Annotated in this window: 16 protein-coding genes and 3 pseudogenes; 8 read left to right on the forward strand and 11 right to left on the reverse strand. The window is 42.0% G+C overall.

Going from position 1 to position 19,878, the window contains the following annotated elements; genetic code table 11:
- The 3 genes and pseudogenes from FJR05_RS20415 to FJR05_RS20425 form a co-directional block, all read left to right on the forward strand.
- Window positions 1-124 (forward strand): transposase (locus FJR05_RS20415; protein WP_168642427.1); only part of this gene is annotated, 124 nt, incomplete at its 5' end.
- A gap of 16 nt (window positions 125-140) precedes the next feature.
- Window positions 141-1,628 (forward strand): annotated as a pseudogene (locus tag FJR05_RS20420) (DEAD/DEAH box helicase); the annotation flags it as partial.
- Window positions 1,629-1,634: 6 nt separating this feature from the next.
- Window positions 1,635-2,569 (forward strand): annotated as a pseudogene (locus FJR05_RS20425) (SWIM zinc finger family protein).
- A gap of 146 nt (window positions 2,570-2,715) precedes the next feature.
- Here FJR05_RS20425 and FJR05_RS20430 read toward each other — a convergent pair.
- The gene (locus FJR05_RS20430; RefSeq protein ID WP_168645816.1) at window positions 2,716-3,942 is read right to left on the reverse strand and encodes a sorbosone dehydrogenase family protein; all 1,227 of its coding nucleotides are present in this window, start codon (window positions 3,940-3,942) and stop codon (window positions 2,716-2,718) included.
- A 77-nt stretch (window positions 3,943-4,019) separates the two neighbouring features.
- On the opposite strand from FJR05_RS20430, the gene FJR05_RS20435 reads away from it, so the two are divergent.
- On the forward strand, window positions 4,020-4,496 hold the full coding sequence (locus FJR05_RS20435) for a helix-turn-helix domain-containing protein (protein WP_371416923.1): 477 nt from the start codon (window positions 4,020-4,022) through the stop codon (window positions 4,494-4,496).
- Window positions 4,497-4,562: 66 nt separating this feature from the next.
- Here FJR05_RS20435 and FJR05_RS20440 read toward each other — a convergent pair whose 3' ends face one another.
- Entirely contained in the window at window positions 4,563-5,024 is a 462-nt protein-coding gene (locus tag FJR05_RS20440) for a PqqD family protein (protein ID WP_168645817.1), read from the reverse strand.
- Here FJR05_RS20440 and FJR05_RS20445 point away from each other — a divergent pair.
- Together FJR05_RS20445 and FJR05_RS20450 are read left to right on the forward strand one after the other, a co-directional pair.
- Window positions 5,006-6,325, forward strand: coding sequence for a tetratricopeptide repeat protein (locus tag FJR05_RS20445; RefSeq protein ID WP_168645818.1), 1,320 nt, complete (start codon window positions 5,006-5,008; stop codon window positions 6,323-6,325). The genes FJR05_RS20440 and FJR05_RS20445 overlap by 19 nt on opposite strands.
- A 57-nt stretch (window positions 6,326-6,382) precedes the next feature.
- On the forward strand, window positions 6,383-7,894 hold the full coding sequence (locus tag FJR05_RS20450; protein ID WP_168645819.1) for a glycosyltransferase: 1,512 nt from the start codon (window positions 6,383-6,385) through the stop codon (window positions 7,892-7,894).
- Between the two features lie 28 nt (window positions 7,895-7,922).
- Here FJR05_RS20450 and FJR05_RS20455 read toward each other — a convergent pair whose 3' ends face one another.
- From FJR05_RS20455 to FJR05_RS20485, 7 genes are all read right to left on the reverse strand, one after another.
- Entirely contained in the window at window positions 7,923-8,678 is a 756-nt protein-coding gene (locus FJR05_RS20455) for a glycosyltransferase family A protein (RefSeq protein WP_168645820.1), read from the reverse strand.
- Between the two features lie 74 nt (window positions 8,679-8,752).
- Window positions 8,753-9,598: a sulfotransferase gene (locus FJR05_RS20460; RefSeq protein WP_168645821.1), complete on the reverse strand. Its 846-nt coding sequence runs from the start codon at window positions 9,596-9,598 to the stop codon at window positions 8,753-8,755.
- Window positions 9,599-9,675: 77 nt separating this feature from the next.
- Window positions 9,676-10,464 carry a sulfotransferase gene (locus FJR05_RS20465; RefSeq protein ID WP_217385639.1) on the reverse strand — a complete coding sequence of 263 codons (789 nt, stop codon included), beginning with the start codon at window positions 10,462-10,464 and terminating at the stop codon, window positions 9,676-9,678.
- A gap of 124 nt (window positions 10,465-10,588) precedes the next feature.
- Entirely contained in the window at window positions 10,589-11,758 is a 1,170-nt protein-coding gene (locus FJR05_RS20470; RefSeq protein WP_217385641.1) for a serine kinase, read from the reverse strand.
- Window positions 11,759-11,771: 13 nt separating this feature from the next.
- Complete coding sequence (locus tag FJR05_RS20475; protein ID WP_168645823.1) at window positions 11,772-12,521, reverse strand: ABC transporter ATP-binding protein; 750 nt, start codon at window positions 12,519-12,521, stop codon at window positions 11,772-11,774.
- Entirely contained in the window at window positions 12,522-13,325 is an 804-nt protein-coding gene (locus FJR05_RS20480) for an ABC transporter permease (RefSeq protein ID WP_168645824.1), read from the reverse strand.
- Window positions 13,322-14,383: a nucleotidyltransferase family protein gene (locus FJR05_RS20485; protein WP_168645825.1), complete on the reverse strand. Its 1,062-nt coding sequence runs from the start codon at window positions 14,381-14,383 to the stop codon at window positions 13,322-13,324. The genes FJR05_RS20480 and FJR05_RS20485 overlap by 4 nt, the downstream gene beginning before the upstream one ends.
- 355 nt (window positions 14,384-14,738) lie before the next feature.
- Between FJR05_RS20485 and FJR05_RS20490 the strand changes: the two genes are divergently transcribed.
- Window positions 14,739-15,467, forward strand: a complete 729-nt coding sequence (locus FJR05_RS20490) for a glycosyltransferase family A protein (RefSeq protein ID WP_168645826.1) — start codon at window positions 14,739-14,741, stop codon at window positions 15,465-15,467.
- On the opposite strand, the gene FJR05_RS20495 is transcribed toward FJR05_RS20490, so the two are convergent.
- Together FJR05_RS20495 and FJR05_RS20500 are read right to left on the reverse strand one after the other, a co-directional pair.
- A complete protein-coding gene (locus FJR05_RS20495) occupies window positions 15,430-17,904 on the reverse strand; it encodes a glycosyltransferase family 2 protein (RefSeq protein ID WP_168645827.1) in 2,475 nt (824 codons plus the stop codon). The genes FJR05_RS20490 and FJR05_RS20495 overlap by 38 nt on opposite strands.
- A gap of 215 nt (window positions 17,905-18,119) precedes the next feature.
- Entirely contained in the window at window positions 18,120-19,265 is a 1,146-nt protein-coding gene (locus FJR05_RS20500; RefSeq protein ID WP_371416922.1) for a nucleotidyltransferase family protein, read from the reverse strand.
- Between the two features lie 422 nt (window positions 19,266-19,687).
- On the opposite strand from FJR05_RS20500, the pseudogene FJR05_RS20505 reads away from it, so the two are divergent.
- Window positions 19,688-19,822, forward strand: a pseudogene (locus tag FJR05_RS20505) (adenylyl-sulfate kinase); the annotation flags it as partial.
- Window positions 19,823-19,878 lie beyond the last annotated feature (56 nt).

The raw sequence follows: 19,878 nt of genomic DNA on the forward strand, positions 1-19,878 counted from the left end.
TACTGTAGAAGGAATTAATAATAAACTCAAATTAATCAAAAGACTTGGATATGGATTTCGTAACTTTAGTAATTTTAGATTACGTAGTTTATTAAACTGGCACTTTAGTATTAATTCTCCATAAAAGGGACGCAAGAGCCAATGGCTGTTTAGCGGACGATATGGGTTTAGGTAAGTCGGTACAAGTGATTGCTAGACTTGTCCAGGAACGAGAATTGTTTTCCTCTGAGGAGGAGATAGGAAGGTGGGAAGATGAAGGAGATGGGGAAAATGAGGAAAATAAGGGAAATAAGGGAGAGAAATGCAACAAGGGGGACGGACAAACAAGATTATCTAATCTGCCACCAACTCTGTTAATTGCACCTACTTCCGTGGTTGGTAACTGGCAAAAGGAAATTGCTAAATTTGCTCCGCATCTGCAAAGTATGATACATCATGGGAGCGATCGCTTGCAAACTACTCCTGAGTTCAAAACCGCTTGTCAACAACACGATGTCATCATTACCTCTTTTACCTTAGCTCGCAAAGATGAAAAGCTTTTACATGGTATTAAGTGGCAACGAATTGTTTTAGATGAAGCGCAAAATATTAAAAATCCTAAAGCTGCACAAACCAAAGCTATTCTCAAACTTTCGGCTAAACACCGACTAGCTTTAACAGGAACTCCGGTGGAAAACAGGTTGCTAGATTTATGGTCAATTTTTAACTTTCTCAATCCTGGATACTTGGGTAAAGAAGCACAATTTCGCAAATCTTTTGAAATTCCCATTCAAAAAGATAACGACAGAATAAAATCAAGTACCCTGAAGAAATTAGTTGAACCTTTGATTTTACGTCGGGTTAAAACAGATAAATCTATTATTAATGATTTACCTGATAAAGTTGAACAAAAACTCTACACCAATTTGACTAAAGAACAAGCTTCATTGTATGAAATAGTTGTCAAAGATGTAGAAGAGAAATTACAAACGGTAGAGGGAATTCAACGTAAAGGTTTGATTCTTTCTACTTTGATGAAGTTGAAACAAATTTGTAATCATCCTGCTCAGTTTTTACAGGATAATAGCGAATTTTCTACTGAACGTTCTCACAAACTTAGCCGCTTAGTAGAAATGGTAGATGAGGCTGTTTCTGAAGGGGAAAGTTTATTGATATTTAGTCAATTTACGGAGGTATGCGAACAAGTAGAAAAATATATTAAACACAATTTACGTTGCAATACCTATTATTTGCATGGTGGCACAAGTCGTCCCCGTCGAGAAAAAATGATTACGGAATTTCAAGAACCAGATACAGAAGCATCAGTTTTTATCTTATCATTGAAAGCAGGTGGTGTAGGGATTACTTTAACTAAAGCTAATCACGTTTTTCATTTTGATAGATGGTGGAATCCTGCGGTGGAAAATCAAGCCACAGATAGAGCTTTTCGGATTGGACAACAAAAGAATGTGTTTGTCCATAAATTTGTGGCTATTGGTACTTTAGAAGAGAAAATTGACCAGATGATAGAAGATACGAAAAAACTTTCTGCATCTGTGGTAGGAAATGATGAATCTTGGTTAACTGAGTTAGATAATGATGCTTTCAAACAACTAATTGCTTTAAATAAAAGTGCAATTTTGGAGTAAAATATTATGGTTAAATTCAGTCGGACATGGTGGGGTGATAGGTTTATTAAAGCATTAGAAAATTTTACTGATGATGGTCGCTTGCAACGAGGACGTTCCTATGCAAGTAGTGGTAAAGTTCTGAATTTTGAAATTGAACAAAATCACATTACTGCTAGAGTCAAAGGTTCAGTTAATCCTTACTTTGGTGTGTATAAAGAACCGACTTACAATATTTCCATTGAAATTAAATCAATTCCTAAAAGCAGTTGGAATGAAGTTATTGACAAGCTATCATCTAAAGCTAGTGGTCTGTCAAATTTCTATTTATGGATGAGGTTTACAGTTAATAGCTTCTCTATTTTCCCTCAATCTCACAATTTTTAGCTTGACAGACCACTAGTATTGTTTCTAGATTGCTGCTGAATGAAGTCCCAGAGAATATAGAAGATACTTTTAAACAATTGGGACTAAATTTATTACCCCATAGTAGTAAGGATTTTCAAACCAAATGTTCTTGTCCAGATTATGCTAATCCCTGTAAACATATTGCTGGGGTTTACTATTTAGTTGCGTCCCAATTGGATAATAATCCTTTTCTGTTATTTGAATTGCGGGGGTTATCAAAAGAGGAACTTCAGAATAAACTGGCTAAATCTAATTTAGGTAAAGCACTTTCACAGGAATTGAATACTCAAGAAGTTAGTTTAGAATCTTCGACATCGTTTTATACTAAGTTGGAAAAACAATCTGTTGATGAAAAGCCAAGTGTCAGGGAATTTTGGTTAGGAACAAAGCGTTTACCCCAAACTATAGAAGTGCCAAGTTCTAGTGGTGTTTCGGCAATTCTCGTCAAGAAACAGGGCGATTTTCCGGCTTTTTGGCATAAAGATAATTCTTTTATTGAAACGATGGAGGAACTTTATCAACGAGTGAAAACGAAAAATCAAAGTTTACTTTAGTTTTAGCAGCATAAACTGTTTTTGGTACAGCAAGTGTGGACAAATACCACATAGAGATACGTACTTTTTGTTAAAAAAATGTCCACCATTGATTATATGCACCAAAACGTACACAAGATCCTATTTCTTCTAGCGATCGCATGAACTTAACGAGTAATACGGAGAATTTTATCCCGCTGTGGAGGACAATTTCCCCGTCCATCACAGTTACTAGTGGTGACATATAATTCACCATCTGTCCCCATAATTGCTTCTCGCAGCCGTCCATATTGACCTTGCAAATACACCTCATGACGCTCAACTTGTTGGGGAGACTGGGGGTTGAAAACAACGCGCTGCAAATGTTGAGAACGAAGAGTGGCAATTATTAAGCTGCCTTTCCATTCAGAAATAGAATTGCCAGTATAAATTGCTGCCCCACCAGGAGGTAAAGCTTCACGCCAAACAATTGACGGAGTAACCATTCCTTTCTTTGATTCACAACGGTAGATAGTAGGCCAGCCCAGATTGTCTCCTGCTTTTGCTAAACTGAGTTCATCGTGACCTCTTCTTCCCAAATCCCCACTAGGTCCGTGATCTGTCACCCATAATGTTGATTTATCCAGCCAATCAAACCCTTGAGTGTTGCGAATCCCAGTTATATATACAGGATTTTTACTAAACGGATTGTCTTGGGGTACTTGTCCGTCAGGTGTCACACGCAGGATTTTACCAGCAAGGCTATTAACATCCTGGGAACTTTGCGGTTCTCTGGCATCACCTGTGCCAATGTAAAGCATTCCGTCTGGTCCAAAGCGAATGCGACCACCGTTATGAAATTGTGCTACGGGAATATTATCAACAATTACTTTATCCGGGGAAGCACTGAGTCCGTTCTCAGATAGTCGCCATCTTTCCACACGATTAACCTGTGATCCATTTTTATCAGCAGTGTAGTAAATGTAAAAAAATCGGTTGTTAGCAAAGTTAGGATGAGTGGCAATACCCAATAAACCATCTTCACCGCTTTCTGTGACATTGATAGTAGCTACTGGTCGGGAAATAAGTTTACCATTCCGCACAAGACGGACTCGTCCCGGTCGTTCGGTAACTAACATATCTCTATTTGGCAGAAAAGCTATTCCCCAAGGAACTTCTAGACCTGTTACGACTTCTTCTACCCGCAGTTTTACCTGTCCTTGGGAACCGAAGCCATTTTCTACTAAAGTACAGGCTTGCTTGTTAGTAGCAGTTTGTTGGCTGACTTGTTGGGCTGTTTCTGTTTGTTGATTATTAGTGTTTGCGGACTCAGTTGTTGCTAAGTTGCAAGCTGAAATTCCTACTAAAACCATGCCGAAAAGTAATTTTGCTGCCAGAGTTTTTGTCTGTTTCATGATTTGGCAATGGCGTGTTCTTTTGTTTGACCATAACATTGCCAATTCTGTCTGGTATCATCCAAAGACGATGACATCTGGCAAATGGTTATGAAAGATATCATCATCCTCATCCATTAGTACAGAAAAAGATGGAAGTTCTGTATTTAAAAAGCCAGGGTATAAAACACAAAGAAATTTGTAGTTTGTGCCAAATATCGAAAACAATGTTAACAATATATATTAAACAATATCAATTAGGAGGGGTAGAAGAACTCAAAAAAATCAAATATAAAGGACGACCAAGTGAGTTAAATCAATCTAGTGATATTTTGAAAGAGTATTTTGAAAAATCCCCGGTTTCAAGTATTGCAGAAGCGAGTGATGCCATTGAAAGATTGACTGGTATTAAGCGCAGTCCAACACAAGTGAGAGAATTTTTAAAAAGAATTGGTTTACGTTGCTTAAAGGTGGGTTATGTTTATACTCTAAATACTATGCTAACTTTGCTGATTTTAAGGCAGCAATATCTAACTGTATTAACACCGCTAATACTGACAAACAAGAAAAGCTAGATAGCTTGCTGTCTCTGAATTTTCAGACTTTCAAAAAAGTCCAAGTCTTAACCGTTTAGAGTATAACTAAATCAGGGAATCTTCCCTCTTTTGAGGCCAACCTTCCGTTTCGTCAACTTCGTGGATTGGATCGAGCATCAAAAGTTCCTGCATATCGGAATATTTTTGGAGAACTGGAGGAACAAATTCCTCTTTGCTTGCCATCGAGTCTGGAGATGCTTCTGGAAGATGATCTTCTCCTAATTCCCCATCAACAGGACTAATTAATTCTTCTGCTCTCAGTTGAGCAATGAGAGTTTTGATCGAGCTTTCCATCAGTTCCGGTTCACCATTAAACTGCTGAGTGATCGCTACAACTATCTTGACAACAGAAAACTCCCGCTCGATGAGATTCCAGACATCAGCGCCCACCAGATCTAAGCTATAGTACGTCCCTCTCAATAGACTAACGATCACCGTTTCGCCGTCTATAGTTTCACTGACTACGTTGGGAGTGTTGACTTTAAATCGTGACGAATTTTCAAGCATTGGAGATAATCTATACTTTTGAAACAGTAAAAAATATAGCTTATTTAGTGCAAATAAAACAAGCCATGATTCCAGAGTCTTCAACGCCAAACAAGGAACCTCTCACTGAGCAAGCAGAAGGGATATTTCGATTTGCCTGCCAGTGGTTAGCAAGAGGGCAGATCGAGAAAGCGATCGCTTGGTACGAGAAAGTCCTAGAATTGCAACCTGATCACCTCCAGGCAGCGATCCATCTGAGCCACCTACAGCAACAGCAGAATTGGTCTAAGTTACAATCACCCGCCGCGCTTTTAGAAAATCCTGACAGCAAGCTAAATCTGAGTGGTCAAAAATTTTTCGTCGCTCATCGTTGTGGATGGAGTTTCGCCATTCATGCCCTCAAACCATTACACAACAGTCAAGGTATCGTGTTTGACGGATTTCTAGAGGACTCTTTTCTCCGCCAAGAGCGCCAATCAGGACAAGCGAAAGCCCCTTATACGCAACCTTGGGTTGGTTTCCTACATAATCCTCCAACTATGCCCACTTGGTTTTACTATCGCGATTCTCCTCAAGTTCTGTTCACAAGGGATAATTGGCTCAAGAGCCTGGAATCCTGTGTTGGTTTATTCACACTGACTGAATATCATGCTCGATGGCTGAGAGAGCGGGTAAATAAGCCAGTTTCCGCATTGATCCACCCGACGGAAATTCCTGATATACAATTTAGTTTCGATCGCTTTATCGCCAACCCGCATAAGAAAATTATCCAATTAGGCTGGTGGTTGCGGAGATTAATCTCGATCTATGAACTACCCATCGCCCGAAATAATTCACTAGGCTACGAGAAAATTAAACTCAATCCGGCTTTTTGCCCAGATGCGGAGACTGAACTGCAAAGACTTGTCGCTGAACAAATTGAAGTAGAAGGAATTACCCTCGATCCGGTATTTGTTGAAAACACGCGGGATCTGACTCACGTATCGAATCAAGAATATGATGAATTTTTATCGGTAAATATCGCGTTTATTCACCTATACGATACTAGTGCTAATACCGCTGTCATTGAATGTATCGCTAGGGCTACGCCACTATTAGTCAATCCTTTACCTGCTGTCGTGGAATACTTGGGAGAAAATTATCCCTTATATTTCCATACGTTAGCAGAAGCGGCAGAGAAAGCAATGGATATAGAATGTATTCGCCAAGCTCATGAATATCTAAAAGGCTGTGAAACTAGACAGAAGCTATCTGCGGAATATTTCCTCCAAAGTTTTCAAGAAAGTGAAGTATACCGACAGGTTCAGCTATCTTGTTCATAATTGAAACGAGAATATCTATAGCGATAATTCTTTTCTATATTAAGTAGTGATGTCTATATGGAAGAAAGTAAGGAGTTAGTGTGTCAAGCGGCCGAGGAACAAATTAAACTCGCTACAATATGGCAAATCAAAGGGAAGTTCTCGCAGGCGATCGCTAATTGCGAAAAAGCAATTCAACTGCAACCAGATTATATGCCGGCTTATCTGACACTTACTCAAATTTTGGTACAAATGGGGCAGAGACAGCAGGCGATCAATACTTATCACCAAGGGATAGAAACGGTACTCACAAAAGCTGGGATCTTACCTGATAAACAGCGACAAAATTTTGTTGATGGAGAATCTCCCATTGCGCGGGCGAGGAGTGATTATCGAGAAGCGATCAGGCAACGGGCTGAAAATGGAGAACCGCCGAAAATATTACTGTATACTAATTGTCCCGGAATATACGGGGCAGAACAGATCAGCCATGCCCTCATGGTTCAATTAGTCAAATCCGGCTATCGAATCACTTGCGTTCAAAGTTGGGCGGATCATCATTTGATTCGAGAGAGAGAAATCCTAGGCATCGAACACATTTGGCTGAAGGATAACGCGCACAAATTTGTATATTCGGCGACTAATATCTCAGAAGTGGCGGAAATTTTTGCTTCCATCCAGCCAGATTTGGTTATTTTCGCCGATGGAGGTCCAATTGCTAATTTGGCAGCGAATTGGTTAGCAATGGATCTCACAATTCCCTACATCCGGGTTATTCACTGTGTTGTCCTCGATTGGGCTAAGGAGTTTGCACCTTATTTATGTTTGTTACCCGATATCTATAAATCTGCCAAGGCGATCATTTCGGTTTCGCAAGTCAACATCCAGCAAATGCGAGAGCAGTTTGAGTTACCAGAACACCTGGGACAAGTTATCTATAATGGCAGACCTGATAATTATTTTGCCTCCTGTCATGCTGATGATCGCGTTAGCTTGCGTCAATCTGTAGGGATACCAGCCGATGCGGTTGTTATCTTCACGTCCGCCCGGATAGAAATTGTCAAGGGGTATCAATACCAGGTGAAAGCGATCGCACAACTCCGACAACTGCCTGTCTGGTCGAAACTCTATTTTGTCTGGGCTGGTACTGGTACTTTAGAAACACAACTGAAAGCTGATCTAGAAGAACTCGGTGTCAGGGAGCGAGTGAAATTTTTGGGGGAACGGGTAGACATTCCAGAGTTACTAGCAGCCGCTGATATTTTCCTATTGCCCTCTCACTTTGAAGGAATGCCTTTAGCAATTATGGAGGCTATGGCGAAAGGTTTACCTGTTATAGCAACGGCTATCAGTGGGATTCCAGAGGAGCTAGGAGATACCGGAAAGCTTTTACCAGATCCAAATGTTGATCCGACAGCGACAGTTCAGGCGATCGTGGAAACAATTCAGGAATGGGCAATTAATACTGATTTGCGTCAGTTCGTCGGTCATAACTGCCAACAACGAGCGATGGCGATGTTTCGAGAAGAACGGATGTTAGATAGTTATCTAAAGCTGATTGAATCAGTTATTAGATCCCCGACTTCTTGAAGAAGTGGGGGATCTGAGTATTGAAAATTTACGCTGGTGGCTGACCGCAGTAGCTTTGCCAAGATACGGAAGGAGAATGTTTGTCCTTCCCCTGCGATCGTAGGCGATCAATATGACGCTTATAAATTTTGAGCATTCCGAAATGAACTAAATCTTGTTGTTGCAGGGTTATATTGCGCTCATGTTTGCGGTAATACAACATGATTCTAGGAATAACGACTTTATGAATATTGTTTTCCCAAGCGCGGATAAACCAATCCGTATCTTCGTTATCGTGTAGTTTGGGGTCGAATAAACCCACTTGATGAAACACCGAACGACGGTAGAGGGCGCTTCCCAGATTAATAAATTGATAGGGTTGAAAAATGGGTTTGAACTGATAAGAATCATTATCCAGGGGAACGGTTTCCATTTGCATTTGCTGGATCAATCCCTGAACAATTCCTACTTGGGGATGCGCTACTAAATAATCGGCAAATTCGGTTAAAACTCCCTTGTCCCATAAATCATCAACATCGAGAAAGGCGATCGCTTCTCCCTTTGCGTTTTCAATTCCATGATTGCGAGCAGAGGAAGGTCCTTGATTGGTTTGATAGATATAGTGAATTTTGTCCTGAAATTCGGCGGCGATTTCGGCAGTGCGATCAGTAGAACCATCATCAACAACAATAATTTCCAAAGGTTGATAATTTTGCTCTTGAATATTCTCAATTGCCTGAACTAAAAACCTCTCTCCGTTATAAACCGGAATAATAACACTAATAGATAAATTCTCTCGTTCCATAGCATGATCACAATAGATACCCTAACTAATCTGGCTAAAATATTAGGCACATTACCAATTTTTCAGCTTTTAATTTAATCTTCAAAAAATATCCCCCAAGGGGTATTTTCAAATTCCTCTTTTAACTCAAAATAGTTAGATATGGATTCGGAAAGAGGTAGGGAGGATTGTTTGAAGGTATAAGGCTTTAAAGGTTCATAATCCAATTCGAGAAATTCTTGAACTCGTTTTATTTCCTGCTCGCATTCTTCAAACAATTCTTCATAAAAAACATCTATTTTTTGATGTTGAGCGAAAAATATATCGTGTTCACTCATATTGTCCTGCATCCGATTAAAATACTGTAAACACTCTTCATAAGTTAAAGAAATCCTAGCATCTTGCGGTTTATAATTTGTCCCCCTTGGAGCAAGAATTACCCATTCCTTGGTAATAAGAGCCTTTTTAAGAGATAAGAATGTTCTCAACATATTTTTTCTTTTGAGATGAATAACTTTTATATCTTTCTGGCTTTGTAGAAAATCCCAAACGGCTTTCCTAGAGTCTTCTCTCGCTTGATCGTAGAAAATTTTGAATCCAACAGCCGCTACTTGCGAAGGATACCTTCTAAACACTTTTTTTTCTAAAAATTTTTTCGGATCTTTTCTCATTAATGAGATTAAAGATTTTGTTTGTAGATATTGATCATATTCTGGTTTATGCCATCCAATAAAATCAGGATTGAGAAATAATTCACCATAGGTAATTACTTGACTGTGTGAGTCCAATAAGCTCATGAGAAAATTCGAGCCAGACCTCGCTTGTCCAAGTACAATAAACTTACAGTAATCTCGATGGCTATTGATTAGATCTAGCTGAGTAGCGGAAATCTTAAAATGAAAATAGAATTTTTGTTGTAAGTCTTTAATCTTTTGTTTCATTTTGTTGATGATTAGGTAGTATTTGGACGTTTTACAAGAAATAATATTGCTCAATTTATGCCGAGAAAATTGATTCTTCAATCTTCAAAAAATATTGCCCAAGGGGTATTTTGGAATTTTTCTTTTAACTCTAAATAATTAGATATGGACTCAGAAAGAGATAGGGAAGATTGTTTTAAGGTATTAGGTTTTAAAGTTTCATAGTCTAATTCGAGAAATTCTTGAACTCGTTTCATTTCAGACTCATAATCCTGAGACAAATCCTCGTAAACTACATCTATTTTTTGATGATTAGCAAATAATAAGTCGTGGGTTTCCATACTGGCTTGTGTCCACTTAAAATAACCGAGGCACTCTTGGTAATCTAGTGAAACTGTCACTTCTTTGGGTTTATTGTTTATTCCTTTTTGAGAACTAACCACCCATTCATTAGTGATTAGTGCTTTTTTGGAGGACAAGAATGATTTAAGAAGGTTTTTTCTTTTGAGGTGAATGATTTTTATATCCTGCCTGTTTTGGAGAAAATGCCAGACACTTTCCCCGGAATCTCCCTTAGCATGGAAGTAAAGTATCTTAAAGCCAACTGCTGATATGAGGGGGAGATACTTTCTCAAAATTATTCTTTCTAAAAATATCTCTGGATTTTTATTGATTAAAGATACTAAAGTCTTAAATTTTGAATAAGGATTATATTTTGGCAAACTCCAATCTATATCTTGAAAGCCGAATAATTCTCCATAAGCAATTACTTGACTATGTGAATTCAATAAGCCAAGCAGGAAATTTGAGCCAGACCTCCCCTGTCCGAGGACAATAAACTTACAGTAATCCGAATAGTTATTAACTAAATCTATTTCGGTTGTCATAGAATCTGTGTATAAATTTAAGCTATCCTGGATTATTTTAATTTCGTCAAGCATTTTTTTTGCCAAAGATATTCAAGAGGTAATAATACTACTAACGCAAGTAACAGTAGCATCAAGTCGATCACTAGAATTTATTAACTGTATTCAAAAGGTTTAAAATTACTGGCGGGATCTGAGTAATTTCAGTGCCTAATTCCAAAGTATAACAGGGGATTCTTTTCACCAAGCTAGACATCATTTTTAGCGCACTTTGTCCCGTGCCAGAAAGTTGAAATAAGGTACTAGGAGCGAGAGATTTAAGGGCGAGGATTGGTGTGGCTTTACTAATTCTGGTATCCAGTTCTCCCGTGATTTTCGGAACTAGAATTGCTTTGAGAGGAAAACCCATCACAATCTTTTCGAGAAAGTGTTCTTTGAGGAAGATCAGTGCTTTTTCTTCATCAAGGCGATCGCTATTACTTACCAAAGGTGCTAGTTCAGGAAACCGTTCCAGATCCTTAGCTCCCTTGAGTTTGGCGGTATTATACAGACTGTAAACATAGGGAACGGGATCGGTGGATACCAGACAGTAATCATCGCTGGCGTAGATCAGATCGGAATTGAGGCAGGCCAGAGCCGAGGTAGATTTGCCCGATCCACCTTTCGCCGTCAACAAAACCCCTCCGCTGCTCGTTCCCACAGCAGCAGCGTGAACGTATTGGCGGTTTTGGCTGCTTGTCCACCAATTGAGGAGGGTTTGCAAAGGAGAACCCCGTTCCCAGTAGGGTAATTCGCCTGTGTCGGCGATCCAATACAGACCAATATTGCGTTGCTGATCTAGGGTGCTGAAAATATTTGGACCAACATTGAAGTGCATCTGGAAGCGATCGCTACACAAAGGCTTGACATTCTGACGAGGATCTAAATACTCATGCCAGTACCAGTGGAATAGTCGCATAAAGGCTGGTAGTAATCCGGGTAATCGGGTTGCGGTGGAAACATTATCCCAAAGATGGATTGTGAGGGAGGGTTGTTCTGTAGGTAGGACTTCCAGATGGGAAATAGCCTGGGTTAACTTGTCGGCCATATTCTGAGTTGCAAAGCTCAAACGGACGGTATAGCCACCAATACTAAAGAAACGATCAATCGTTCCCGTTGCTTCCGTCACCCGATGAAACCAATTGTGCAGTGTCTCAAAAAATGACAAGCGATCGCTTTCCGTGAATTTATGTAAGACTTTTTGGTGAGCTAATAACTCTGCAAATGTCTCAACATCAACATAACGGAGCATCCAGTCTAAATTGTCACGATCCATAAATATCCTCTTTTTAAGGCGAAGTTTCTTTAACTAACTTTAAATACTGTTCAACAACGGTCGCAGGTTCGCCTTCAGACTGAATCCGTCCCCGATTTAGCCAGATTACCCGATCGCACAGTTCTGCGATCTGATCGGTATTGTGAGAAATCAAGACTACAGCGCAACCGTCGGTTTTCATTTGGATAATGCGATCAATACATTTCAATTGAAAAGCACTGTCTCCCACCGACAGGTATTCGTCCACTAGCAGGATCTCCGGGCGTGTGTGAATGGCGATCGCAAACGCCAGACGCATCCTCATTCCCGTACTGTATGTACGAACTGGGTTGTCAATAAATTCCGATAGTTCGGCGAATGCGATGATCGAATCAAACTGCCGCCGCACCTCCCGTTCTAACAATCCCGCTACCACTCCGTTAATAAACGTGTTATCCCGTCCAGTGAGGTCGGGATGGAATCCGGCTCCGAGATCGAGGAGTGCGCCCACTCGTCCGTGAAGTGTTACCGTTCCTTCCTCTGGTCGTCCCACCCGTCCCAACAAGCGCAACAGGGTGGATTTGCCCGCGCCATTCCGGCCGATTACCCCTAGCATTTCGCCGCGTTCTACTTGAAAATTAATATCTCGCAATCCCCAGAAATAATCGCGGGCTTTGATTCCCCTGCCACCAGCAAGTACCGCTTCCATAATGGTGCGAGGTTTCCCCGGAGAGTAGCACTGAAATCGCTTGCCTAAATTCTGAACAGTAATGGCTATTTCCATCTATATCTTCTCCACGAAGCGATCGCTCTGGGCGATAAAGTAGCCCCGTCCGAGGACGAACAGCCCTAGTGACCCAACTCCGATAGCTAGAAGGGGTAACAAATTGGGTTGAGCATTTTCCAAGAGGACGGCACGATAGGCGGATACGAGATGGGACATGGGATTGAGCCAGTACCAGAATTTATAGCGATCAGGAACGAGACTGATATCGTAGAAAATAGGTGTTGCGTAGAATAATATTTGTAATAGTACCCCAACCGTGTATTTCGTGTCGTCGAAGGTGACGCTAGTTGCTGCCAGAATATAGGACAGTCCGGCCGTGAATCCCAATTGCAGGAGCATTAAAAGAGGTAACTCCCAGATGTACGTTTGCGGCGTTACCCCATCAATGAGGAGAAAAACTAGCAAAATGGGCAAGGCCAACAGGAAATGAATCATGTGAACCAGGATCGTCACAATCGGGAGGATGATACTGGGAAACCCAGGTTGTCGGATTAATGTTGCGTTGGCGTTAATTACCCCGGTTGCTTCAGTTAACGAAGTCTGAAACCAAGTCCACACCATTAACCCACAGAACACCGACGAAGCATAGTGGGGAACACTCAGTTTTAGTACCGAGCGAAAGACAGTGGCGAATACCAGCAATTGTAGCAAAGGATTTAACAGTGTCCAAGCGATACCGATTACCGATCGCTTGTACCGGACTTTTAATTCCCGCCCAACCAACTGATAGATGAGATCGCGCAGATGTAGAACTTCTCGCCTGGAAAGTTGAGGAAACAAACCGCTGGGGACTATCTTCATCCTGGGAAATCCCCCACAAATAGCCGTTTTAATCCCTGGCGTAGTCGTAATAACTGAGCTTTGAGTAGGAGTAACTTGCGATCGCCAGCGAGGTTGTATTCCAATAGCTCAGAATAGGCGATCGCCATTTGGTTTAAACTCGGTAGCACCCAATCTGGGAAGGATAGATTCAGAACTTCTCCCAGTTCCTTCAATAAATACCGCAGGGGCAAAACAATCTCGTAGCGTTGTGCCTGAGTCACCAATTTTACCCAATCTGATTCCTCAGATAGAGCCTGGACAAGCAGGGACGCATCAGCAAGCCAATAAATCGGCCGTTGTTTCCCTTCTCGGTTGTTCTGGAGACTGAGGTGTAATAGCTGATCAATAGGACTGAGGACGATGGCGGGAAAGTTACCAATCTCGGTAGAAATGGCATCTGTCCATAATTTCTCGTCGGTGTAGGACTGGGGTTTCGCGCTAAAAAGATGATTATGTAAATAGATGGGTACGCAAAGCGGGTCATTAGGTGATGTGACTCGCCATAATGGTAGGGGGTTTTTCCCAAAGCGATCGCCGGGTTGTGGTCTATAGGAATTCGTCCAACCCAGTTCTTCTAGGGTATTGATCGCCGCCAAAGTTTGGCTATAGGGGACTAAAAGATCCAGCCGATAAAGGGGACGATAACCATAATCTGGGTAAATGGTAGAAACTAGCCCCATCTCCCCAATTACGAGAGGACTTATCTCCTCTTCTTGCAATCTATGCAAAACTTGAACAAAGGAGCGTGCTAGTAATTGATTCACATACCAAGTGCGACGGTATACACCTTTTAGGCGACTCATCTGAGCATCTTCCACACCATGCCGCAGAAGGTTGGGATAGAGCGTACTTAAAAGATGGTGCGATTGGGGATCGAGGGTTTCGATATCTACCGAATCCCGCCATTTTCGCCACGCATTTAGGGCAGTTTGTTCCGGTAAAATTGCCGCTTGTAGGAGCGATTTGTGCATTTTTGACGGGGTATCTCCAGAAGGATGGCTCGCGGGGAAAACCAGATCAGGGGGCGCTATGGTCATTAGCGTATTAATAAATAAAATTGATAAACTGGCAACGGAGGGTAGGATTGCAATACTCTTAGGTTAAGGAAATGTAGGTCGGGTTTCACTATTGTTCAACCCAACAAATGCTTATAAATGTTGGGTTATGTCCCTGACGGGGCGACGTAGGAGTCATACGCCTCCCGTAAGGGATACTTCCCTCAATCCAACTACGCAATTTTATTGTTTGAGCTTAACCGACAAGTATTGGGTAGGATTGGCCTTTATATCTCTAGGCAGATGTTTTAATAGCCATCGAGGCTATGGCAGATGATGTACAGACTACTACCTGTGGTTGGTTTTAGCAATAAAAAAAAGTAACAGGCAATCAATTATGAATAATGCCCATCCTAAAATTAGTGTTATCGTTCCGATTTTTAACCGCGAAGCCTATTTAGCTGAAACCCTGGAAAGTATCGTCACCCAATCCGTTCTCCCCCATGAAGTAATTGTTGTTGATGACGGTTCTACAGACAGTGGAGGAGAAATCGCCCGAAGTTTTCCCTCAGTTCGCTATCACGATCAAACCAATCAAGGCGCGGCGGTGGCTCGAAATCAGGGAATTCAATTAGCGTCAGGGGATTTTTTCGCTTTTCTCGATTCGGATGATCGCTGGATGGCGGATAAATTAGCACTTCAATTAACCGCTTTCGCCGCAAATCTGAACTTGGAAATGGTTTTAGGTCACGTTCGTCAATTCTACAGCCCTGAATTGGATGAAACAGCTAGACAGAAAATTCAGATCCCCAAAGAGGTCATGCCCGGTTATCATATCGGGACGATGCTGATCCGTCGGGAGGCTTTTTTCCGAGTCGGTTGGTTGGAAACGAATCTCAAGCAAGGGGAGTTCATCAGTTGGTATCTGCGGGCGAGGGACGCAGGTTTGCAGATTGCTATGTTACCAGAGGTAGTGATGGAAAGACGGATTCATCAAACCAATCTTGGCAGGAATTCGGACTTAAATGGGAGCGATTATGTCCGCATATTGAAAGCGTCCCTTGATCGCCGTCGAGCGAGTGGTAAGATTAGCTCTCTGCCTGGCGATGGAGAAAAACCTGAGTAAGTGCCTCTTTCACTCTAGGAGTTTGACTACATTGTAGGGCTTCGCTAACGTTGGCGATCGCAGCTTGGTTCTCTCCCCTTGCTAATTGACGCTTGGCCAATTGCAATGCCCACAAAGCCGAATTTTCCCTAGCTTTGTCCGTTAGCTGAATTGTGGTAGTTCGGGGTAGATAGGTTTCGGCGATGGCGATCGCTAATCTAGCATCTGCTATTTGCTGTCCAGAATGGGTGAGTTCATGACTCTCTGCTCCCTCATGATTCCGAAAGTACGCCAGCGGGCGCGGTTCGTACCAAACCCGATAGCGAAGGGCTGCGCGTTGCCACATCTCCCAATCAAAGGCCGAACCGACCCCAGAAGAGAATCCGCCCAGGGTCTCATAAACCTCTCGCTTGATGACAACCGCCGGAAACTGTAAATGGCAATGGGTGGCGATCCGTTCTAACCAACGGGGAAGAATGCCCGGTTTAGGTCGCTCTAGGTGGGAGAGCCAATGGTTTGCCCCCACCTCGTCTACAATCTGGAAGCGGCAGAACGCGCAACCAACCAATGGTTCTTGCTCAATCCCAGATTTTAGGGCTGTGTAGAACCCCGGCGCAACCCAATCATCATCGTGGAGTAAATGCACCCACTGTCCCCGCGCCCGTTGGATGCAGAGGTTAAAAATATGCGGGTGGCCGATATTTTCAGGGTGTCTATAAAAATTTACCCGTCCACCCCCGACCCGATCAACGAGTGCTGCTATCTCCGAAGCGATCGCTTCCCCAGCCCCATCATTAATCACTTCAATCTGCATCTCTTGTGCGTCTGGAGCCTGTTCTAAGACACTTTTCAATGCCTGTTCTAGATAATTCACCCGGTTATAGGCGGTGATCATCACAGACCAGAAAGGACGGCGAGTTGTCGGGGATAATTGCAAAATCTTGGGGAATTCCGGCACAGGAACGATATCACCCTCTGGCTCAACCTTCATAATTCCCAGTTGTACCAGTTGTTGCGAACTCTCCAATCGTACCGAATGGTTTTCATCGTACAGTTTGAGAGCAGAATTCCCTGAGAGGGTACGGAAGTATTCCGCGTATTGATGACCGTCGCCGTAATGTTCCTTACGCTTGACCTCCCGCGCCACATAATCGGTAAACAGCGAGAAATATTTGAAATGCAACAGACAACCGCTTTCCTTGGCGATTTTGGATGGGGGTAGATTGGTTAAATGTTGCCCACCGATCATTACCATTTCTAGCCCATATTTCAGGAGAGGAACTTTACTCAAAAGGTATTCTCCAGCAATTCCGAAAACACGCTCTCTTACTCCCCCGAAATATATGTTTTGATTGCGGTAGGGGCCGGACTGTTGGTGTATGCGGTGATAGTATTGGTGATCGAAATAGGGGCAAATATCCAGAAAATTCTCTTCCGTCTTGTAATGGGTGTCTTGCACCGCTTGATCCGAATACATATCCAGAAAAATCGCGGTATAGGCTCTATACTGTCCCTCGTCTAATCTTTGACATAGCTCGTGAATAGTCTGGCGCTCACAATCGGGATAATACAGTAACTCATCGGCATCCACCGTCAGACACCAGTGATCAATGCCGTACCGTCTCAGCAGCAGATCGAACCACACTGAACCAAAATTCACCTGATTAAAGGATTTGGCCGACGACCAGACATAAATATCGTCCTGTTGCAGTAAATATTCTAGAGTTCCATCGGTTGATTGATTATCAACGATGAGAAACCTATCTACTTCTTTTTGTCGGTAGTAATTGAGGAAATAGGGCAATCGGGGCAACTCGTTTCTGACGACGACGCAACACAGGAGAGCGGACGGGGATATCTTGATCCCTTTGTCGTCTGCTCTGGTGAGTTCATAGTATGCAAATGCCGTGTCAATTCCTTCTTCATCTACAATTAAATTGATATGACGCTTGTGGAATTCGGCATTGTTGGGATCATGCTCAATCGCCAGACGGTAGGATGCGATCGCTGATCTGATATCCCCTTGTTGGATCAGTGCTGATTCCAGTAACTGAAGTACCTCTCTATGGGTCGGGTTGACCTCTAAAATTTTCCGACATTCCTCTATCGCCTTCTCTAGCTGACCATTCCGTTGATAAATGGTGGCCTGTTGTGTCCATTCGATTACCGCATGGTTTTCAATTGCTTGACGATATAAGGCGATCACTGTTTTTTCTTCTCCTTTCGTGGTTAATAATTTATCTAAGGACAGCAAGGATAACCAGTGAGTGGGAGCGATCGCTAATACTTTTCGATAGCCAGCGATCGCCCGTTCAATTTTGCCTTTCTGATGCCATAGTTTTGCTATTTGAAACTCGACATTAACATTGAATTTCGGTGCGGAATTTTCGGGTAATTGAGTTTCTAAATTAGCGTCAGAGGAAGTCGTGTCTCTTGATTTAATAATTGAGTCAAGCATATCAAATATAGGAATCCTATTTGAGTTTTGAACAGATTATGAATATTTCTTTTTATGTATAAGCTTAGGAAAATCGTTAAACTTATTTACAGCGTTTCTGGAATATTTGAGGTATATAGCAATTTCTATTCAAGTGAGGTACAAGAGGCAATAATTAAATGCAGATAAACGCAGATGTTTTTGTACCTCTTTAGACGAGAAAGACTGGATTTCGATTACGCTGAATCCTGCTTTGCGGAAATAATTCCCCGTGACTTTAACAAGGTCAATCCGTTACGACCAATTTCTAGAAAATGATTCCACCAATCCCTAGGACGCTCTCTCATCTTTAGATAAAAGATCACTTGCTTTAATCTAAATTGCAGATCGAAGAGAGAATTACGGGAATCAGCGAAGGAGCGATCAATATCCCCAAATAATCCCTTGCAAACTTGATGGGCTAAGGAAATGGCGATTAAGTCCCCAATAACTTCAGACCAGATCCCAGAGGGAATATCGGCATCTAAGAGGTTTTTAGCAAGATATAAACAGAAATGCAATACTCTCGTCAAACCTTGCTGTCGCGCTTGATCGGTGACTTCCGACCAATTCAATCGCGGATAATGGTTTAACAACTCGGCGATATCGCAGACTTTCGCTAGATGTTCTAAGTGCAATCGTCTTTCCCAAGAGTCTTTGGCTACTTGAAGACAGAGGATGAGCAGTAAATCTTCCTCGCAGAAACTCTTAACCTCAGTACCCAAAAGGGTATAGCCTTTCGTTCTCGACCACAACCTGCCAAAATCTAGATCAACCGGGAAATAAAACGGAGTCAATCCCCAATGCAAATCTACCTCTATTTTTCTATCAGCATGAAAGAAACTCTGTTCTCGATCATTAGTTTCTTTGAGGGTGTATCCTTCCGATAGAAGTAGGGATCGACTTTGAGAAAAGTCCACTTCGTCCACAAGCAGATCGATATCCCAAACCTGTCGAAAGGCGGTTTTTCCGTAAATAGAAGCGGCTAGTAATGTTCCTTTGTAGGGAATTACTGCAATCGCATTCGCCTCGAAAACAGTCAGTAAGCGCAGGAGTTCAGTGGTCAGAATTAAATTTTCCCGTGTATTCTCTAAAAAGCGCGTTTTTAAAGTTGACACGATTTCCGCAGGTATCGCTCCCGGACAAACCCCTTTCAGATTGTGGTACAGCAAAGGCAGGACGCGATGTTTTTCTGCCATTGAAAGTAAGTAACTCCAGGCAATTTGTTGCTGGAGTAAGCATTGGACGCGATCAGCGATCGGCGAAGAGATCCGCGTGCGTGTACAACATAGGAGTAATTCGGTTTCTGGAAGCAGGTTCGGAACAAGTTGGCTATTGTACACGGTTGAGTCCCTCTGTTAAGGTGTACTAAAAATATAGTCCGTTTACGACTATACTTTTTGTGTATACTCAACACGGCTTAATTACTTGATTCTTCAGGTAGGGGTTTAGCAGTGCTAAACCCCTACAAATCTGGGGTTTTCGTGATTTTACAAAAGTCCATGTCTCAACCGTTTTTAGTATAGTAGGGATTTCAACCACGTTGCTTTCTGGCTGTTGCTGGAGAGAAGCCTTGTGAGATTAGTGTCACGAAGTTTTCACCATTTATATAATCCCATTTTGCGACTCCCCTATAGGAAGGGTTTCAAGAAGTGAATTTAAAGGTGGCGAAAACTTCGTGACAGTAACAGGAAACCAGGTGACAGATATCAAGATTTAGTATAATTCTCCATATAACTTAATTCAAGTTAACTAGAAGATAAACATGAACTATTCAGGATTTACCCTATGGTTTACCGGAATCAGTGGTGCGGGTAAAACCACAATTTCTCAAGGAGTAGCATTCCACTTAAAAACACGAGGTTTTCCCGTAGAAATTTTAGATGGAGACGTAGTGAGAACGTAGTTTTTCACTCTCCCCCCACTTTCGAGAGTTTATAGGGTAGGTAGAAGTAG

Origin of the sequence: Dolichospermum sp. UHCC 0259, from assembly GCF_009711935.1 — a bacterium.
Lineage (GTDB): Bacteria > Cyanobacteriota > Cyanobacteriia > Cyanobacteriales > Nostocaceae > Dolichospermum.